Annotated in this window: 16 protein-coding genes; 9 read left to right on the top strand and 7 right to left on the bottom strand. The window is 60.1% G+C overall.

Annotation, left to right across the window (positions count from 1 at the left end):
* Genes DA915_RS20380 through DA915_RS20370 form a run of 3 tightly spaced genes read left to right on the top strand, consistent with a single transcriptional unit; the run spans nt 1 to nt 3115 of the window.
* Nucleotides 1-1482: a sensor histidine kinase gene (locus tag DA915_RS20380; RefSeq protein ID WP_107677108.1), complete on the top strand. Its 1482-nt coding sequence runs from the start codon at nt 1-3 to the stop codon at nt 1480-1482.
* Entirely contained in the window at nt 1479-1868 is a 390-nt protein-coding gene (locus DA915_RS20375) for a response regulator (RefSeq protein ID WP_107677107.1), read from the top strand. Before DA915_RS20380 ends, DA915_RS20375 begins: the two co-directional genes overlap by 4 nt.
* Entirely contained in the window at nt 1865-3115 is a 1251-nt protein-coding gene (locus DA915_RS20370) for an adenylate/guanylate cyclase domain-containing protein (protein WP_107677106.1), read from the top strand. Before DA915_RS20375 ends, DA915_RS20370 begins: the two co-directional genes overlap by 4 nt.
* 226 nt (nt 3116-3341) lie before the next feature.
* Here DA915_RS20370 and DA915_RS20360 read toward each other — a convergent pair whose 3' ends face one another.
* The 4 genes from DA915_RS20360 to DA915_RS20345 are packed head-to-tail and all read right to left on the bottom strand — an operon-like array spanning nt 3342 to nt 7913.
* On the bottom strand, nt 3342-4187 hold the full coding sequence (locus tag DA915_RS20360) for an alpha/beta hydrolase (RefSeq protein ID WP_107677171.1): 846 nt from the start codon (nt 4185-4187) through the stop codon (nt 3342-3344).
* Between the two features lie 17 nt (nt 4188-4204).
* Nucleotides 4205-5668 carry an NAD-dependent succinate-semialdehyde dehydrogenase gene (locus tag DA915_RS20355; RefSeq protein WP_107677104.1) on the bottom strand — a complete coding sequence of 488 codons (1464 nt, stop codon included), beginning with the start codon at nt 5666-5668 and terminating at the stop codon, nt 4205-4207.
* A gap of 20 nt (nt 5669-5688) precedes the next feature.
* A complete protein-coding gene (locus DA915_RS20350) occupies nt 5689-6888 on the bottom strand; it encodes an iron-containing alcohol dehydrogenase (protein WP_107677103.1) in 1200 nt (399 codons plus the stop codon).
* 20 nt (nt 6889-6908) lie between these two features.
* On the bottom strand, nt 6909-7913 hold the full coding sequence (locus tag DA915_RS20345) for an Ldh family oxidoreductase (RefSeq protein WP_107677102.1): 1005 nt from the start codon (nt 7911-7913) through the stop codon (nt 6909-6911).
* A gap of 94 nt (nt 7914-8007) precedes the next feature.
* On the opposite strand from DA915_RS20345, the gene DA915_RS20340 reads away from it, so the two are divergent.
* The 5 genes from DA915_RS20340 to DA915_RS20320 all read left to right on the top strand — a co-directional run bounded on the left by DA915_RS20340 (nt 8008) and on the right by DA915_RS20320 (nt 12903).
* Nucleotides 8008-8697, top strand: coding sequence for a GntR family transcriptional regulator (locus DA915_RS20340; protein ID WP_045019472.1), 690 nt, complete (start codon nt 8008-8010; stop codon nt 8695-8697).
* The gene (locus DA915_RS20335) at nt 8694-10292 is read left to right on the top strand and encodes a sugar ABC transporter ATP-binding protein (protein ID WP_107677100.1); all 1599 of its coding nucleotides are present in this window, start codon (nt 8694-8696) and stop codon (nt 10290-10292) included. Before DA915_RS20340 ends, DA915_RS20335 begins: the two co-directional genes overlap by 4 nt.
* Nucleotides 10252-11253 carry an ABC transporter permease gene (locus DA915_RS20330; protein ID WP_107677099.1) on the top strand — a complete coding sequence of 334 codons (1002 nt, stop codon included), beginning with the start codon at nt 10252-10254 and terminating at the stop codon, nt 11251-11253. The genes DA915_RS20335 and DA915_RS20330 overlap by 41 nt, the downstream gene beginning before the upstream one ends.
* Before the next feature lie 30 nt (nt 11254-11283).
* Nucleotides 11284-12252 carry a substrate-binding domain-containing protein gene (locus tag DA915_RS20325; RefSeq protein WP_107677098.1) on the top strand — a complete coding sequence of 323 codons (969 nt, stop codon included), beginning with the start codon at nt 11284-11286 and terminating at the stop codon, nt 12250-12252.
* Between the two features lie 63 nt (nt 12253-12315).
* The gene (locus tag DA915_RS20320) at nt 12316-12903 is read left to right on the top strand and encodes a DJ-1/PfpI family protein (RefSeq protein WP_107677097.1); all 588 of its coding nucleotides are present in this window, start codon (nt 12316-12318) and stop codon (nt 12901-12903) included.
* 289 nt (nt 12904-13192) lie between these two features.
* On the opposite strand, the gene DA915_RS20315 is transcribed toward DA915_RS20320, so the two are convergent.
* Both DA915_RS20315 and DA915_RS20310 read right to left on the bottom strand, forming a co-directional pair.
* Entirely contained in the window at nt 13193-14578 is a 1386-nt protein-coding gene (locus tag DA915_RS20315; protein WP_107677096.1) for an MFS transporter, read from the bottom strand.
* A 180-nt stretch (nt 14579-14758) separates the two neighbouring features.
* On the bottom strand, nt 14759-15706 hold the full coding sequence (locus tag DA915_RS20310) for a dihydrodipicolinate synthase family protein (protein WP_192886617.1): 948 nt from the start codon (nt 15704-15706) through the stop codon (nt 14759-14761).
* Nucleotides 15707-15870: 164 nt separating this feature from the next.
* Between DA915_RS20310 and DA915_RS20305 the strand changes: the two genes are divergently transcribed.
* Entirely contained in the window at nt 15871-16896 is a 1026-nt protein-coding gene (locus DA915_RS20305) for a LacI family DNA-binding transcriptional regulator (RefSeq protein WP_107677095.1), read from the top strand.
* Between the two features lie 64 nt (nt 16897-16960).
* Here DA915_RS20305 and DA915_RS20300 read toward each other — a convergent pair whose 3' ends face one another.
* Nucleotides 16961-18028, bottom strand: coding sequence for a LacI family DNA-binding transcriptional regulator (locus tag DA915_RS20300; protein ID WP_107677094.1), 1068 nt, complete (start codon nt 18026-18028; stop codon nt 16961-16963).
* Nucleotides 18029-18132: the final 104 nt, after the last annotated feature.

Here is an 18132-nt window from a genome sequence, read left to right as displayed (position 1 = left end):
ATGGACGTCGAATTGAAGCGCAGGATTGACGAGCTTGAGCAGCAGCTGCGCTCCGCAGCGGCCGAGAATGCCAACCTGCAATCGGGGCTTGCGATTGCGCTGGAACGCCAGACCATCACCGCACAAATTCTCAACGTCATCTCCATGTCGCGAACCGACGTGCAGCCGGTTTTCGACGTCATTTCCGAGAGCTCGCGGCGGCTGCTCGGCGGTCAAACGGCGCTGGTGACGCGCGTCGTAGGCGGCATGCTTCATCTGGCGGCGTGCACGGCGGGAAGCCAGGCCAGCCATGAGGAGATCCGGGCTTCATTTCCTGCTCCGCTAACATCTTCAGGGATACACAGCCGAGCTGCAATGAACTCGGCCATGGCGTTCCGCTCCGATATCGAAACCGAACCCGATGTCCCTCAAGCCGCCAAGGAGATGGCGCGTGTCAGGGGATACCGAAGCATCATCGTGGTGCCCATGCTCCGCGAGGGCATCGCTATCGGCACGATCGGTGTTTCACGCGCCGAGCCGGGGACCTTCAGCGATAGCCAGATCAACCTTCTCAACACCTTCGCCGATCAGGCCGTAATCGCAATTGAGAACGCCCGGCTGTTCGAAGAAGTCCAGGCGCGGACCATGCTCCTCGCCAAGTCTCTCGACGACCTGCGCGCCGCGCAGGACCGTCTCGTGCAGACCGAAAAACTGGCTTCGCTCGGCCAGCTTACAGCCGGCATCGCGCACGAGATCAAGAATCCACTCAATTTCGTCAATAATTTCGCCGCCCTCTCAGTCGAGTTGACGGATGAATTGAATGATGCGCTCGCGCCTGTCGCGCTCCCGGACGATATTCGCGGCGAACTCGACGAACTGTGCGGGCTGTTGAAGGACAATCTGCAAAAGATCGTGCAGCACGGCAAGCGAGCCGATTCCATCGTCAAGAACATGCTCTTGCATTCGCGCGGAGGCGGTGGCGAACACCGGTTGACGGACGTGAATGCATTGGTCGAAGAGAGCCTCAACCTCGCTTATCACGGTGCGCGTGCCGAGAAGCCGCAGTTCAACGTGATCCTCAAACGGGAATTCGACCCTGGCGCCGGCGTCGCCGACGTGTTCCCACAGGAGATCACACGCGTGCTGCTGAATCTGATGTCCAATGGCTTCTATGCCATAGCCAAGCGAAGCGGCGATAACAGCCTCGGCTTTGAAGCCGAGCTCAGCGCCAGTACACGCAACCGTGGCGAACACGTCGAAATCCGCATCCGCGACAACGGCGTCGGCATTCCGCCTGATGTTAAGAAAAAAATATTCAATCCGTTCTTTACGACAAAGCCGCCTGGCGAAGGCACGGGCCTCGGGCTCTCCATGAGTCACGACATCGTCGTGAAGCAACACGGCGGCAGGATCGATGTCGAGACCGAGCCCGGTGTGTTTACCGAGTTCCTCATCCTGCTGCCACGAAAGCAATTTCTTCGCACAACAGGAGAGGAGCCGTGACTCTATTGGTTCTGGTGGTGGATGACGAAGCGGACGTCGAAGCCTTGTTTCGCCAGCGATTCCGTCGCGATCTTCGCGCCCGGCGTTTCGTGATGGATTTTGCCGCCTCAGCAGCGCAGGCTCTGACCCGCGTTGCCAGCACTGGCGAGCAAATGCTGATTTTGATTTTCTCCGACATCAACATGCCCGGGATGAACGGTCTCGATATGCTGCCTGAAATGCGCGCACGAAGGCCGGATGTTCCTGTCATCATGATAACCGCCTATGGAGATGCCGAGACGCGCAGGACCGCGCTGGATCGGGGTGCCGAGGGCCTGCTGACGAAGCCGATCGATTTTGCCCAGCTACGTCAGGTCATCGAGACGAGACTGGGACCGGCCACATGACGACAACTATTCTCCTTGTCGATGACGAGCCAGACATGGAAACGCTTATTCTGCGGAAATTCCGAAGGCAAGTTCGCGACGGACGCATCAGTTTTGTGTTTTCGCATGACGGTGTCGATGCGCTCCACGTGATCGAGCAGCATCCCCATGTCGACCTTGTTCTCATGGACATCAACATGCCGCGCATGGATGGCCTCTCATTGCTGGCGAAACTGCAGGAGCGAGAGGACAAGAAGTCGGCCATCATCATCTCGGCTTACGGTGATATGGGTAATATACGGACCGCGATGAATCGCGGTGCGTTCGATTTCCTAACCAAACCGATCGATTTCGCCGATCTGGAGGCGACGATCCTGAAAACCATCGGTCACGTCGAGGCCTTGCGCGAGGCACGACGTCGCCAGGCGGAAGCCGAGCGTGCACATGCGTCGTTGTCGCGCTATTTTTCGCCCGAACTTGCCAAGCGCCTTGCCGCCGGCGGTGATGACGATGACATGCAGGTGCGCTGGCGTGACATCGCTGTGATCTTCACCGACATCACCGGCTTCACCTCACTCGTCGAGACAGCCGTTCCCGAGGTGCTGGCGGAGTTGCTCAACGAATATGTCGGCGGCCTGACTGATGTCGTCTTCGCGCATGAAGGAACGGTGGCCAAAGTGATCGGCGATGCCATTCAAGTGCTGTTCAATGCACCTGGGGACCAGGCCGATTATGCGACCCGCGCGATCGCCTGCGCACAAGCGCTCGACCAATGGGCAGAGGCGTTTCGCGAGCGCTGGAAGCAGAAAGGCGTTGACTTCGGGACCACGCGTATCGGCGTTCATGCAGGCCCCGCGCTGGTGGGCAATTTCGGAGGTGACCGCTTCTTCGATTTCACCGCCTACGGCGACACAGTCAACACCGCGGCGAGGCTGGAAGCCGCGAATAAGACGCTGGGCACACGGATTTGCGTCAGCGACAGTGTAGCAAGCGGGGCAAGGAAATTCAGCGGGCGGCCGATCGGCGATCTTGTCCTGCGTGGACGCAGCGAGCCGTTGCGCGCCCACGAGCCCTTGTCGATAGCCCAGTTCAATGCGCCGGTCACGGCGCTATATATGGCAGCCTTTACCAAGCTGGAGCAGAATTGCACCGCCGCCATGCCTGCTTTCGCCGCGCTGGTTGGCAGGCACTCCGATGATCCGCTCGCCAGCTATCATTTGAGACGGTTGCTCAACGGGGCCGAGGGCGTTTGCATACAGGTGGGATGATTGTGGATCAAAATGGCCTTTGAAATAATTCTTTTATTTATCAGCAATTTATGCGTTCCAGCGGCATGGGCTGGGATATGGGTTTGGTGTTTGTAATAAACAACACTGCGACCATCCCGACATATTCCGCTGATCTTTCCCCTTTCCGGAAGCGCCTGCAGGATCAAGAGTTTCTGTGCCAACCAGGGTTGCGGGAGAATGCGGGTCGCGTGTCTATCATACGCAACTAAGCTGCCGAGACCATGTCAACCAGACATTTGCCGAGAGCCGAAGCCGGGTCGCCGAGTTCGAGCACGATGCTCATGTGATTGCGATGGGGCACATTCATGATTCTCGAAGTCTGGCTTTGGCTGTGTAGCATCGCGTGGAGACTGGTTGCCTGATCATGAAATGGCGAGGTTTCATCCGCCCCGAAGGCGATGAGCCGCATCGGGCATGCGGCCGGGATCGCCGTCAGCGGTGACCATGCCTCCGCCTCCGTCGGTGTCATTTTCGCCTCGTCGCGCAGGAAGCTGTCAGGTATGTCCGAGAGATCGTAGATGCCGCTGAGCAGAAGAAGACCCCGCAAGGCTGGCAACGGCGCTGCCTCTACCTCCAGCTCTCTCGGGCCTCTCGCCGCCAGGAACGAGGCGAGATGCGCACCTGCGGAGTGGCCACTGACGGTGAAGCGTCGGGGGTCTGCGCCGAAATCGCTGGCATGTTGCTGGAGCCAGGAAACGCCCCGTCGCACCTGATCGACCAGCACGTCGAGACGCGAACCTGGCATGAGGTCATATTCGACGAACGCGGCAACGCCGCCGGCGGCAAGAATGGGGGCTGCCACAAAGCGATAGTTTTCCTTTTCGCCCGAACGCCAGTACCCGCCGTGGACAAAGACGTGCATAGGTGCGTTGGCGCCTGGCCGCTCCGGCAGGATGACATCAAGAACCTCCCTCCGGCGTGGGCCATATCGTATGTCGGCCCGCAGCTCCGATCTGGCCGAAAGCTCCCGGCTGCGCCCCACGAATTCGGCAGCAATTGCATCGAAGTCGGGTACGAAGTCACGAATCCGGTATAGGTCCTGTGGCGCCATCGTCTGCTCCTGCACGATCAGTAGTCTACTGCGTAGTATTTTGCCTCCATGAATTCCAGTATGCCGGTAACGCCGCCTTCACGGCCAAGGCCGCTCTGCTTGACGCCGCCGAAGGGTGCCGCCGGGTCCGACATCAGGCCCCTGTTAATGCCGAGCATGCCGGTTTCGAGGCGCTTGCCCACCGCCAGAGCGCGTTTCAGGTCGCGGCTGTAGATATAGGCGGCGAGACCATATTCGGTGTTGTTCGCCAGACGGACGGCGTCGTCCTCGCTCTCGAATTTATAGACCGGCGCGACGGGGCCGAAGATTTCCTCGCGGGCGATCGCCGCATCGGTCGGAACGTTTTCGAGCACGGTCGGCGGATAAAAATAGCCGTTTTCGGCAAGTGGTTTGCCGCCGGTCGTCGCGCGCGCGCCCAATGCAATCGCGTCGGTAACCAGCCTGTCGATCTTGCGCACCGCATTGGTGGTGATCATCGGGCCGCATTGCGTGGCCGGATCATAACCCGGACCGATCTTCAGCGCCGCCATGCGGGCGGTGAGACCGGCGACGAAGGCGTCGTGTATGCCGGCCTGCACGTAGAAGCGGTTGGCGGCGGTGCAGGCTTCGCCAGCATTGCGCATCTTGGCGATCATCGCGCCATCAAGAGCGGCTTCCAGATCGGCATCGTCGAAAACGAGGAAGGGCGCGTTGCCGCCCAGTTCCATCGAACAACTGACCACCGACTTGGCGGCCTCACCAAGAAGCGTGCGGCCGACACCGGTCGAGCCGGTGAAGGAGAGTTTGCGCACACGCGGATCGGCGAGCATGGCATTCGTCACCCCGCTCGGATTGCTCGTGGTCAGCACGTTGACGACGCCTGCCGGCACACCTGCCTCCTCGCCGAGCCGCGCCATGGCATAGGCCGTCAGCGGTGTCTCGGAGGCGGGTTTGAGGATTACCGTGCAGCCTGCCGCAAGCGCCGGGCCGATCTTGCGGGTCGCCATAGCCGCCGGGAAGTTCCACGGTGTAATCAGGACGGCGATGCCAATCGGCTCGTGATCGACGAGGATATGGTGCGAACCGGAAGGGGTGTGACGGAATTCGCCGGGAATGCGCGTTGCCTCTTCCGCATACCAGCGGAAAAATTCGGCGGCATAGGCCACTTCGCCGCGGGCATCGGGCAGCGCCTTGCCGTTTTCCAGTGCGATGAGCGTCGCGAGTTCTTCCGCATGCTGCGTCATCAGCTGGAACCAGCGGCGCAGGATTTCCGAGCGCTGCCGGGCAGGGGTCGCACGCCATCCGGCGGCTGCGGCTTCCGCTGCGTCGACGGCGCGCATCGCGTCTTCGACAGTGGCGTCCGCAACTTCGGCCAGCCTGTTACCCGTCGAGGGGTCCATCACGGCTATGCCGCCGCCCTTGTGCCATTTGCCGCCGATATAGAGGCCCTCGGCGTGAAGGGCGGGATCGGCATAGCCGGTGATTTTGGTGTGGAACGTCATGGCGGGAAATCCTTTTCAACTCAATTCAGGCGTGACCGGTCGCCATTATAGGCGGCAGCGACGAGGGTGTGCATTTCTTGCGGGTTCAGAGGGCGCGGATTGTTCTGTATGAGGCGGGTGATGCCGCTACTTTGTTCTGCCACCCAGCCGATCCGGCTCTCTTCAAGACCGAGTTCGCAGAGCGTCGATGGAATGCCGATCCGCGCAAGGAGCGAGACGAGTTCGGGAATGACATCATCCGGCCCGTCAAGACCGGCGGCCTCCGCTATCCTTGCAAGCTCGCCTCTGATGACCGGCGCGTTCCACGTCATGACATAGGGCATGAGGCAGGCGACGCCGAGGCCGTGGGCGGTATGGGTGAGGGCGCCGACAGGATACTGGATCGCGTGGGCGGCGGCGGTTCCCGCCGCACCGAAGGCCAGCCCCGCAAGCGTTGCGCCAAGCATCACCTTTTCACGCGCGACGCGGTCAGCGCCGTTTTTGCAGGCCGCTTCCAGCCCCTGCCACAGCAGGGTAATGGCGCTGAGCGCGAAGTGATCCGACATTTCGTTCTTGCCGACGAAAACGCGCTGTTGCGCGATACCCGGAACGGGGTCGCGCCGGATCGCCGTGAAGGCCTCGATTGCATGTGTCAGCGCATCGGCCCCGGCAATTGCCGTCAGTCCGGGCGGGCAGGACAGGGTGAGTTCCGGATCGCAGATGGAGACGGTTGGGATCAGATATGGGCTGGAAATGCCGACCTTCAGGCTGCGTTCGACATCGGACAGCACGGCAACGGGCGTTACCTCCGAGCCTGTGCCGGCAGTGGTGGGAATGGCGATCAACGGCATCACAGGCCCCGGCACGGTGTGCTCGCCGTAATAGTCCTGCGGCCGTCCGCCATGGGTGAGAAGCAGAGCAAGGCATTTTGCCATGTCCAGACACGAACCGCCGCCTATGCCGATCACGAGGTCCGGCGAAAAACTGCGGGCACGCTCGGCGCTGCTTGCGGCGGAATCGACGGGAACGTCGGGAAGGGTGGAGCTGTCGACCATGATGGCGAGACCGGCGTCTTCAAGTTGCCGGACAAGCGCGAGAAAGTCGGCATCCGCCGCAAGACGTGTATCCGTGACGATCAGCGCACGCTTGCCGAGCCTGGCGGCGACGACGCCGAGTGCATGCCGCTGCCCGGCGCCAAAAAGCAGTTCGCGCGGCGCTCTCAATGTGCCGAAAAGGTTCATTCCGTGTCTCCTCCGATAATTCAGGCGGCGTCGAGCGCCATAAGCTGATCTAAAAGCGGCTGCGGCAGCTCGATCCCCGTGTTTTCCGTCTCAGCGCGGCGCTGACGCGCGCCGTCACCCGGAATTGCAACCGGGCTTGCAGGATCGGCCGGGCGGGAAAGACGCAGACGATCCAAATAGGTCGCAAGCGACTGGACGCTGCCATCTCCCGCTGCCGCGTCGATGAGAATGAGAAGGTCACCCTTGTTGGCCGGGTGGGTATCGTCGAGTGTGCCATGCACATCGGGCGCGAGATCGGAACCGGCGAGTGCTGCGACGAGAAGTTCGATTGCAAGACCCAGCCCGTAGCCTTTCGCGCCGCCAAAGGGCGCGATCGCCCCGGTTTTCGCCGCCTGCGGATCGGTTGTTGGGCGGCCTTCCGCATCCATGGCCCAGCCGGACGGGATCGGCACCCCGCGCATTGCGTGATTGTTGATCTTGCCCATGGAGACGACACTGGTCGCCAGATCGAGCACGAAAGGCCGGTCACCGGAGGGAATACCGATTGCGATGGGGTTGGTGCCGAGCATCGCTTGCGTTCCGCCGAACGGATGCACGAGCGCCTCGCTGGTCGACATGACGATGCCGATCAGGCCTTCCCTTGCGGCGGCCTCCGCATAATAGGCGAGCATGCCGATATGGTTGGCGTTGTGGATGGCAGCGACAGCGATCCCTGTCTCGCTCAGTACACTTCGCATGGTCTGCATCGCATGCATCACCACCACAGGTCCGAGACCACGTTCGCCGTCGACGCTGAGAAATGATCTCCTGCGCCATGTTCCGGTTCCGCATGCTCTGGCGTCGGTAATTCCCTTGTCCAGCCGGGAAAGGATGAGAGGCAACCGCTGCAGGCCATGCGAAGGCAGCCCGCGCAATTCGGCCTCCAGAAGGAGATCGGCCTGGAGGCGGGCATGGGCGGACGGGACGCCCCGCTCTTCAAGCAGGGCCGTTGCCAGATGCCGGAGTCTTTCCGGTTGTAGCTTCATTTCAAAATCCTATATCGGATCATATACGATATTGTATTTGACATACGATATCTTATTTGTAACAAATGCCGACGTGTCAAGAAGCAATTGGAGAGTGAAAGTGGCATTTACGGCGGAACGGGAAGCGAGAGCGAGCATTCGCCCGAGCAGCGTGGTCGATGGCGTTTACGACAACATCTACCATCGGCTGATGTCCCTGGAGATCGCGCCCGGTGCGCGTATTCCGATTGATGTGCTGGCCCGCGAAATCGGCGTCTCCCAAACGCCGATCCGTGAGGCCTTGAGCCGTCTCGAGCGCGAGGGGCTTGTGCGCAAGGAGCATCTGGTCGGCTATAGCGCGGCTCCACAATGGACGAAAAAGCAGTTCGAAGACCTCTATGCCTTCCGCCTGCTGGTCGAGCCGGAAGCCGCAAGGCTCGCAACACTCAACATGACCCCCGAGGCGCTGCGCCAGCTTGAAAACTCGGCGGCGGATATGGGCAATGGCGAGACGCCGGTCGACCGCAACACGCGCTATTCGCGTTTTGCCCGCGCGGATGCGCATTTCCACGATGCTATCCTCAAGATTGCCGGAAACGACGTGATCCGCAGCACGCTGTCGAATCAGCATGTTCACCTGCATATCTTCCGGCTGATGTTTCATACACGCGTAACACAGGAGGCACTCGAGGAGCACGAGAATTTGCTTGCGGCCTTCCGGTCGGGTGATCCGCAGGCGGCGGTCGACGCCATGCGCATCCATATCGAACGTTCACGCGACCGGTTGCTTTCGGCTTTCGAATGAACGCGGTCCTGTCACCCCAACCCCTGGCGTCGCCGGAAAGTTCGGCGGTCGCAACCCTTAGGGCCGATGGGCTTTGTAAAGCCTATGGTCCGATCACCGTCCTGTCGGATCTGACGCTGGATGTCCGCGCTGGAGAGGTTCACGCCATCATCGGTGAAAACGGCGCCGGCAAGTCGACGCTGATGAAGCTGTTGTCCGGTCATGTCGCGCCGACGGAAGGCCGGCTGTTCATGGACGGCCAGCCGATCGAGTTTCGAAGTGCGGTGGAGGCGGAAAATGCCGGTATCGTGCTGGTGCATCAGGAAATCCTGCTCGCCGCGGACCTTACGGTTGCGGAAAACCTGTTTCTGGGGCGTGAAGTCGGCCGTGGTCCGATGGTTGACGACCGGGCGATGAACCGCCGCACCGCCGAGTTGCTGGCAAGGGTCGGTTCGACGGCACGCCCGCGTGACCGTGTCAGTGAACTGCCGCTTGCCCAGCGTCAGCTTGTGCAGATTGCACGCGCGCTTCTCGACGACCGCAAGGTCGTCATTCTGGACGAGCCGACGGCGGTTCTGGCCAATGACGAGGTTGCGGCATTGCTCGATATCGTCAGGAGCCTGCGCGACCACGGTGTGGCGGTTCTTTATATTTCTCATCGCCTCGATGAGGTGCAGGCGCTTGCCGACCGCATCACCGTGCTGCGGGATGGCTGCATGATCGGCACCTGGCCGGCCGCCGGTCTCAGCCAGCGTGAAATGGCCGAACTCATGGTCGGGCGGGAACTGGAGATGCTTTATCCCCACAAACGCCCGCCTGCCGAAGGCGTGCCCATTCTCTCGGTCGCGGATCTGGTGGTCGACCATGGCGCAGAAAGTGCGAGCTTCAGCGTCCGTCCGGGGGAGGTGCTCGGCATCGGCGGCATGATTGGTGCCGGACGAACCGAACTGATCGAAGGGTTGATGGGCCTTCGCCCGTCACGGGCGGGCAGCGTCATTCTCAACGGCAAGGAGATCAAACACCGGTCGGTCCGCACGATGATGGAGGCCGGCCTTGTCTATCTGACCGAGGATCGAAAGGGAAAGGGCCTGCTTCTGGAGGAGAAGCTTGGTCCCAACCTGACGCTTCAGGCGCTGGACACGGTCAATCCGCGCGCCGTTCTCGACAGGCGGGGCGAGCGTTCACGGCTTGAGGAGGCCGTGACGGATTACGATATCCGCGTCCGTTCGCTGCGGCTGGAGGCGGGAAAGCTTTCCGGCGGCAACCAGCAGAAGCTGCTGCTCGCCAAGGTCATGCTCACCGACCCTTCGGTGGTAATCATCGATGAACCGACGCGCGGCATCGACATCGGCAACAAGAGCCAGATCTACGAATTCATCGACGCCATGGTGCGGGCGGGCAAGGCCTGCATCGTCATCTCGTCGGAAATGTCGGAGCTGGTGGGGCTTGCCGACCGGGTTCTCGTGATGCGGGCAGGCAGGATCGTCGCCGAACTTTTCGGCGCTGAAATCAATGAGGAAAATGTCGTCTACGCCGCCACGGTCGGTGGACGCGACGTCGTCGGGGAGGACGAACATGACCGCAGCGACAGCAACAACAACAATCATACCCGTTGACGAGGGCAGCCGCATCCGCTGGGCGGATCTCGCACCCTTTATTGCGCTTGCCGTCATCGTCCTTATCGGTGCGCTGGTAAACTCCAATTTCGTGGCGTCGGCCAACCTGATCAACGTCGTCACACGCAGCGCCTTCGTCGCCATCATCGCCGTCGGAGCGACCTTCGTGATCTCGTCAGGCGGGCTCGACCTGTCGGTCGGCTCGATGATGGCCTTCGTTACCGGCATCATGATCATGGTCATGAACCACCTCGCCCCATCTTTCGGCGGCTGGGCCATCCCGATGGGAGCGGGTGTGGCGCTGGTGGTCGGCGCACTCTGCGGGCTGTTCAACGGCCTGATCGTGACGGTGGGGCGCATCGAGCCCTTCATCGTGACGCTTGGTACGATGGGGATTTTCCGCGCCTTCATCACCTTCATGACGAATGGTGGCTCGCTGCCCATCGACCGTGGTCTGCGGGACGCCTACCGGCCGGTCTATTTTGGCAGCATTTTCGGCATTCCCTATCCGGTGCTCATTACCTTCGTCGTCGTGATGATCGGCGCGTTCCTGCTTTACAAAACCAAATATGGCCGTCGCCTGACATCGGCCGGATCCAATGTCGAGGTCGCCCGCTTTTCCGGCGTCAACGTCGCGGCTGTGCGCACCGGTGCCTATGTCATTCAAGGTGTCTGCGTGGCCATCGCGGCGATCTGTTACGTGCCGCGTCTCGGCGCGGCGACGCCGACGACCGGGCAACTCTGGGAACTGCAGGTCATCACCGCTGTCGTGATCGGCGGCACCCTTCTTCGTGGAGGACGAGGGCGCATCGGCGGCACGGTGGCCGGCGCGCTCATTCTTGAGGTCATCGCCAACGTCATGGTCCTCTCGGACATGGTCTCGGAATACCTCGTCGCCGCCGTACAGGGTGCGATCATCATCATCGCCATGCTGGCGCACCGCTTTACTGCCAACCGCTGAAAACGGCACTGACTTCAAAAGGAGGAGAAAATGAAGTCTATTATCCAGAAAGCCGGACTGTTGTTATCGACAGCCGCATTGGCCCTTGTCCTGCCGCTTGGCAGCGTTCAGGCCGAAGACAAGAAGGTGACGATCGCCGTGTCGATCCCGGCCGCGACGCATGGATGGACGGGGGGAGTCGTCTACCATGCCGAGCAGGCCGAAAAGGAAATCGAGGCCGCTTTCCCGAATATCGATGTGGTGCTGTCGACGGCAGCTTCCGCCACCGCCCAGGTCTCGGCGCTTGAGGATCTCTCAGCAAGCCGCAAACTCGATGCGCTCGTCATCCTGCCCTTCACCTCGGAGGAGTTGACTGGTCCGGTCGAGCAGATCAAGCAGAAGGGCACCTTTATTTCCGTGGTTGACCGCGGTCTTACCGATCCAAGTGTGCAGGATCTCTATGTCGCCGGCGACAACATCGCAGTCGGCGCCAACACGGCACACTGGCTGGTGGACAAGCTGGGTGGCGAGGGTCAAATCGTCGTCTTGCGCGGCATCCCCACCGTCATCGATGATGAGCGCATCAAAGGCTTCTCTGATGTCGTCAACAAGAGCAACATCAAGATCCTCGACATCCAGTATGCCAACTGGAACCAGGACGAGGCCTTCAAGCTGATGCAGGATTATCTGGCGAAATATCCGAAGATCGATGCCGTCTGGGCCAATGACGACGATATGTTGCTCGGCGTTCTCGAGGCTGTCGACAATGCCGGACGCAAGGACATCAAGTTCGCACTTGGCGGCAACGGCATGAAGCAGGTCATCGAGATGGTGAAGGAGAAGAACGTGCGCACGCCGATCTCGACGCCTTACCCGCCATCGATGATCAAGTCGGCCATGTATATGACGGCCGCGCAGTTTAACGGACAGGCCCCGGTACGTGGCTCGTTCCTGCTCGGTGCGCCGCTGATCACGCCGGAAAATGCCGATCAGTTCTATTTCCCGGCTTCCCCCTTCTGATTCAAAACGGTGCCCGGGCGTTTCCGGGCGCTACCCCAAATCAATGACAACAGGAGACATGACATGAGCGGCAAGAAAATCCTCATGCTGACCGGCGAGTTTACCGAGGAATACGAAATTTTCGTGTTTCAGCAGGGGATGGAAGCGGTGGGCCATACGGTGCACGTCATCTGCCCGGACAAGAAGGCCGGCGACCGCATCAAGACGTCGCTGCACGATTTCGAGGGCGACCAGACCTATACGGAAAAACTCGGCCACTACGCTGATATCAACAAGACCTTTTCCGAAGTCCGGGTCGAGGACTATGATGCGGTCTATGCTGCCGGCGGTCGCGGTCCGGAATATATCCGCACCGACAAGCGCATTCAGGCCATGGTTCGCCATTTCCACGAGACCGGTAAGCCGATCTTCACCATCTGCCACGGCGTGCAGATTCTGATGGCGGTACCCGGCGTGCTGAAGGGCAGGAAGGTTGCCGGTCTTGGCGCCTGCGAACCTGAAGTAACAGCTGTTGGCGGTATCTATATCGACGTCAAGCCCACCGAGGCTCACCTCGACGGAAACCTGGTTTCGGCCAAGGGCTGGACGGGCCTTGCAGCATTCATGCGCGAATGCCTGAAGGTTCTGGGTACAAAGATCACGCACAGCTAACCCGCCAATGAACAATATTGTGGCCGCCGGGCCTTGCTCGGCGGCTGACCGGCAGCAGAAATGGTTTCCGGCCTCCGTTTTAGGCAATCCTGTGTTTCGATCCAGCGCCTGAATACCGCCTCTCAACGGAAGCCGGCTTCAGTTATTGCCTGAGCTTCAAATTCTTCCATGGAAAGACCGCAGCAAACACGGCGAACGCCGTGAGGAAGACAGACAGCACGCGGCATGCGACCGCCCCTCGGCTACCCAAGGGGCGGTCAGAAATCGGCGAAGACGTCTCGCTTCGTTCTTACGGGGACAGTTCCTCGAGTACCTTGCCTTTGGTCTCCACCGCAAACAGCATCGTCACAACAGCACCAACGACCAGAATGACGGCGAAGGTCGCAAACACGTACTGAATGCCCATTGATGACATCACGAACCCCACAAGCATGGGACCAGCGGAGGAACCGAGACGCAGCCAGGCGCTGCCAGCACCCGTGCCGATTGCGCGCATGCGGGTCGGGTAGATTTCCGCCGAATACAGATACAGTGAGAAGGTCACGGTCTGCACGATGGCATAGGCAAGGCCTGCAAGGATCAGTACCTGCATGGGCGATGTCGCGCCCAGCCACGCCAGAATGGCAAGGGGCACGGGAGCCAGAAGCAGCGCCCCTGCATACCAGCGTTTGCGACCGACCTTGTCGATCAGCAGTGCGCAAATGACGGCAGCGACCACGCCTGCCGCGGATGTCATGAAGCCATACAGAATGCTTGTCTCGAGCGGCAGATTGAAGGTCTGGCGATAGAGCGTCGGCAGCCAGGTAATCGTTCCGTTCGCCACCATGTAGGCGCAGAACCACATCGCGCAGATCGACAGGGTGCGTTTCAGATAGATTCCCTGGAACAGTTCCTTCCAGTCGGATGTACGCTTGACAGGCGTCGCGATGATCCGTGGCTCGGGAAGCTCCTTCCCGGAGGCTCGAGCGCTTTCTTCCATACGCGTTACTATAGCGTCGGCCTCATCATACCGGCCGGTTGCCGCCAGCCAGCGCGGGGATTCTTTCAGAAACCACCGCAGCGGAATCATCAGGATCGCGGGCACCAGACCCACGACGAACATTGCTTTCCAGCCGTAGACTGGAACCATGAAGTAGCCGATCAGACCGGCGCCAACGAGGCCGAGCAGGAACATGACTTCATAGAGCAGGAAAAAGCGACCGCGACCTTTCGAGCCGATCAACTCGTTAATGTATGCACTGGCGACAGGTACTTCCCCGCCGGTGCCTATCCCCTGTACGAAGCGAAACGCCATCATCATGCCGGCGCCCGCGGCGAAGAGGCAGGCAACGTCCATGCTGACGAACAACAGAATGGTGAACAGCAGGACTTTCAGCCGACCGATCTTTTCCGCGAGCCAGCCGAACAGGATGGCGCCAATGAGTTGCCCAAGGTATCCCATCGACAGGATCATGCCCGTCTGGGATGGGTTGAGCCCCCATTCCCGGACGAGAACCGGCATCGCATAGGCAATGGCGATCACCGTGTAACCATCGAAGAAGGTTGCGGCCCCCACAATGTTGCGGGCCCAGAATACTTCTCTTGTGATAGGAAGGCGCTCCAGACGGGCGCTGATGTCGGCCTGCGGATCGGCAACAGCCGTCGCGTCAGCCCGTAGTGGCTGCATGATATTCATGATTTCCTCCTCGACCCGCCGCCTATCTCTCTCCCGGCTACGGATGTGCTTCGTCGTCGTTGCTACGGTGTTTCTGTTTTCCTGTCAGAGATAAAATTGTATCGGCATCACCCGGCTTTTGCGCTCGACGCCCGGTCATGAGGCTTGCCGCCCAACGCGATCGCGCGGGGCGGCGAAAGGTTACTCGGCGGCCAGCAACTGCTCGACCCGGCCAATGCCCGCGGCATCGAAGGCTGCGAAGATTTCCTGTTCCGCCTTTTCGCCGAGGTTTTTCAACGGCTCGCGGATGGTCGCATGATCAAGGACCCCGCGGTGGACCAGGCCAAGTTTGAGAGCGACAGTGCCTTCCATATGGGAGCCGCGGTGGTAGACCGCACGGGTTACCGGCAGCAATTGTTCGAAGATCTTGCGTGCTTGCGGATAGTCCTGCGCCTTGCCAGCCTTGATCAGGTCGATCAGGAGCTCAGGCGCGATGTTACCATAGCCGACGAGCAGACCGTCGACGTCAAACATCGTCGGTAGCAGCCACTCATCATGGCAACTGAGGACCTGCAGGTTCGGATTGGCCTTCTTCAGTTCAGGGATTTCCACATACCAGCGCTTCATGTTGCGTACGCCGTTCTTCGTCGCAACGACGCCGGGCTGGGTCGCGATTGCCAGCTGCGTGTCAAGGTCATAGGACGCCTTGGTCACGTCAGGATACTGGAACAGGATTTCCTGCAAGCCGGACTCTTCCCATATCGCCTTGTAGCGGTCCTGCGGAGCACCTTTCTGGAAACCGAAACGAAGCCAGCCATGGTTGGGATAAACTAGCGCGCCGGTGGCACCGGCAGCCTTGCACTTCTTGGCCTCTGCAGCAGCCACCCGGGTGCCCTCGCCGGTAATGCCGGCAATGATGGGGAGAGAGCCGCCAACAGCATCAACGTAGACGCGGATGAGCTCCAGGCGCTCGTCTTCGGTCAGAAACGTGCCTTCGCCGGCATGGCCGAGAATGACAAGGCTCTTTACGCCTTCCATCGAGGCGAGCCACTTGGCGATTTTGGCATTGGCTGCGTAGTCGACCTCGCCATCCCGCGTGAAAGCAGTGACGGGTGCCGGGCTGAGGCCGCGAAGGTCCATGGGTTGCATCTGATTTCTCCTCCTTATCAGCTGCTGTCCTTAATCGATCAGCAGATGGGATCGTTAACGGGAACGTTCCCAATATCGATCCTGATTGTTCTGGAGTCAACTGCCTTTTTCGTGCAATGTATTGGGCGTATGCCCGAAGAAAGAATCGGAATGGAAAAAAGATAATGGAATCAAAAGAGCGTCCGCGACAACCGCGCGTGACTGTGCACAGCGTCGCCAGTGCAGCTGGAGTGTCGAAATCAACTGTCTCGCGCATCCTCGATGAGCGACTGCCGCGGTCCGATAGCGAAACAGCCAGGCGTGTTCGCAAGATCGCAGCGGACCTCGGTTATGTGAGGGATGTCTCGGCGGCCAGCTTGCGGCGCGGCAGCACAATGACGATCGGCGTCATCGTTCCGCGTCTAACGGATACCGTCATGGCGATGCTTTATGAAGCAATCGCCAAAGCCTGCGCCCGGACCGGACGATTCGCCATTGTGGCAACGACGGAGGACAAACCGCAGGCGGACCGTCTGGCAGCGGAATCACTTCTCAATAGAGGTGTCGATGGATTGATCCTGTCCACGGCGCGTGACGATGATGATTTTCCGGATGAACTGAGAGAACGTGGTATACCGTATGTGCTGGCGCTCAGAACGGATCATCACAGCCTGTCCGCGGTGGGGGATGATCGGCTTGGCGGCTATCTCGCAACGCGTCATTTACTGGATTTGGGGCACAAGCGAATAGGCGTGATTGCGGGACCAAACTACGCATCCAGCGCGACCGGACGGGTCGAAGGCTACAGGCAGGCCCTTGAAGAGGCATCACTTGCGATTGATCCTGATATGATCGTCGCGTCGACGTTTGGTATTCAGTCCGGAGCAGAAGCGGTTGAAAAGCTCATGGCGCTTGAACCCCGCCCGACTGCAATTTTTGCAGTCAACGACAATACGGCGATCGGTGCCCTCTCGGCATTAAGCAAGATGGGGATTTCTGTGCCCGACGACGTGTCCCTCGTCGGCTACAATGATATCCCCATTGTCAGCCATCTCCCGACACCGCTTACGACGCTGCGCGTTCCCTTCGATCAGATCGCCGCCAACGCGCTCGACTTGCTCACGCACACAACTGCCCTCCGTGACAACCCGATTCTTGTGTCTGCTCCAACGTTGATACCGCGTAAATCTACAGCAAGGCTCAACATTTAGCCCGGGCGGCTCCACCATACAGGCGCAGCTGGAGCCCATATCCCGTCAAGAACCGTCTCCAGGGTCATGTGGCTTTTCGCGTGGAGGCCCGTTCAACGATTTCAGTTTTCAGAACGACCTTGCGGGCCTTCTGATCTCCGCCATTTAATCGCTCAACCAGAAGCTTCGCTGCTGTCGCTCCAAGATCGTAGACAGGTTGGCGCACGACGGTAACGGGGGGGGTCGTTACAGACGTCCAGTCCGCGTCGTGGAACAGGACCAGCGACAGGTCGTCCGGAATGCTAAGCCCCAATTGACGATGAATCTTGAACACCTCCAGGCCGATTATACTGTCCGATGCAATGATTGCCGTCGGAGGCTGTCCCGATTGGAGCATTTCGGTAACGATCCGATGTGTGTCTTCCGGCGTGACGGCCCCGACCTTCACCCAGTCCTCCATGTCGGTCAGGCCAGTCTCACGGCAGACGTCAAGATATCCTTCGATGCGCCGTCGCACGGAACCGGTACCGATGTCTTCTGCCCTATGGAAGCGATGGTCCGGCGTATCGCAGGCGGTAAGATAAGCGATGCGGCGGTGGCCGAGCGCAATCAGCCGGCGCGTGATGTTTTCGGCGGCATGCCGGTCGTCAGCAATAACGGTGTCGACGTCGAGCGTGTCGCTTCCGCGGTCGAGCAACGCAAGCGGCAACCCGGAGCGGACAACTTCATGCAGGTGCTCGACGTCAGTTTCCTTGGCCGGTGAGACGATGAGGCCGTCGACACGTCTGGCAAGCAGAGTCCGGATGGCCGCCCTTTCCACAACGACGTCCTCGCCCGAATTGATAAGGATGACGGTGAAACCTGCCTGTCGGGCAACATCGGTGATGCCGCGGACGCCGAGACTGAAGAAAGGGTTCTCGATATCACCCACCACTACGCCGATGGTGCCGGAACGACCCGTGGTCATGCTGCGGGCAAGCTCATTGGGGCGATAGTCGAGGTAATCAGCGGCGGCGGTGACGGCCTCGCGCACCCGGTCGCTGACAGTTCCGTAGCCGCCCAGCACGCGCGCAGCCGTTGCCTTCGAGACGCCGGCCCTGCGCGCGACGTCAGCCACGGTGACGGAGGTAGTTTTAGGTAGGCTCTTGTCCATAAACGGTAGCCTTACAAGAGAACTTGACGACTGGCAAATGCGAAGATAACAATTGCCAATAATCAAAGAGACCGGTCTCTTTCTTATTGAGACCGGTCTCAAAT

The organism is Agrobacterium sp. LAD9 (assembly GCF_003031125.1).
GTDB classification, from domain to species: domain Bacteria; phylum Pseudomonadota; class Alphaproteobacteria; order Rhizobiales; family Rhizobiaceae; genus Agrobacterium; species Agrobacterium radiobacter.
The sequence above is the reverse complement of the archived record's forward strand: the minus strand, read 5'-3'. Positions and strand labels throughout refer to the sequence as shown.

Coding starts and splice junctions, on each gene's coding strand:
- DA915_RS20380 (WP_107677108.1), top strand. CDS start 1: ATGGACGTCGAATTGAAGCGCAGGATTGACGAGCTTGAGCAGCAGCTG.
- DA915_RS20370 (WP_107677106.1), top strand. CDS start 1,865: ATGACGACAACTATTCTCCTTGTCGATGACGAGCCAGACATGGAAACG.
- DA915_RS20360 (WP_107677171.1), bottom strand. CDS start 4,187: ATGGCGCCACAGGACCTATACCGGATTCGTGACTTCGTACCCGACTTC.
- DA915_RS20355 (WP_107677104.1), bottom strand. CDS start 5,668: ATGACGTTCCACACCAAAATCACCGGCTATGCCGATCCCGCCCTTCAC.
- DA915_RS20350 (WP_107677103.1), bottom strand. CDS start 6,888: ATGAACCTTTTCGGCACATTGAGAGCGCCGCGCGAACTGCTTTTTGGC.
- DA915_RS20345 (WP_107677102.1), bottom strand. CDS start 7,913: ATGAAGCTACAACCGGAAAGACTCCGGCATCTGGCAACGGCCCTGCTT.
- DA915_RS20335 (WP_107677100.1), top strand. CDS start 8,694: ATGAACGCGGTCCTGTCACCCCAACCCCTGGCGTCGCCGGAAAGTTCG.
- DA915_RS20330 (WP_107677099.1), top strand. CDS start 10,252: ATGACCGCAGCGACAGCAACAACAACAATCATACCCGTTGACGAGGGC.
- DA915_RS20325 (WP_107677098.1), top strand. CDS start 11,284: ATGAAGTCTATTATCCAGAAAGCCGGACTGTTGTTATCGACAGCCGCA.
- DA915_RS20320 (WP_107677097.1), top strand. CDS start 12,316: ATGAGCGGCAAGAAAATCCTCATGCTGACCGGCGAGTTTACCGAGGAA.
- DA915_RS20315 (WP_107677096.1), bottom strand. CDS start 14,578: ATGAATATCATGCAGCCACTACGGGCTGACGCGACGGCTGTTGCCGAT.
- DA915_RS20310 (WP_192886617.1), bottom strand. CDS start 15,706: ATGCAACCCATGGACCTTCGCGGCCTCAGCCCGGCACCCGTCACTGCT.
- DA915_RS20305 (WP_107677095.1), top strand. CDS start 15,871: ATGGAATCAAAAGAGCGTCCGCGACAACCGCGCGTGACTGTGCACAGC.
- DA915_RS20300 (WP_107677094.1), bottom strand. CDS start 18,028: ATGGACAAGAGCCTACCTAAAACTACCTCCGTCACCGTGGCTGACGTC.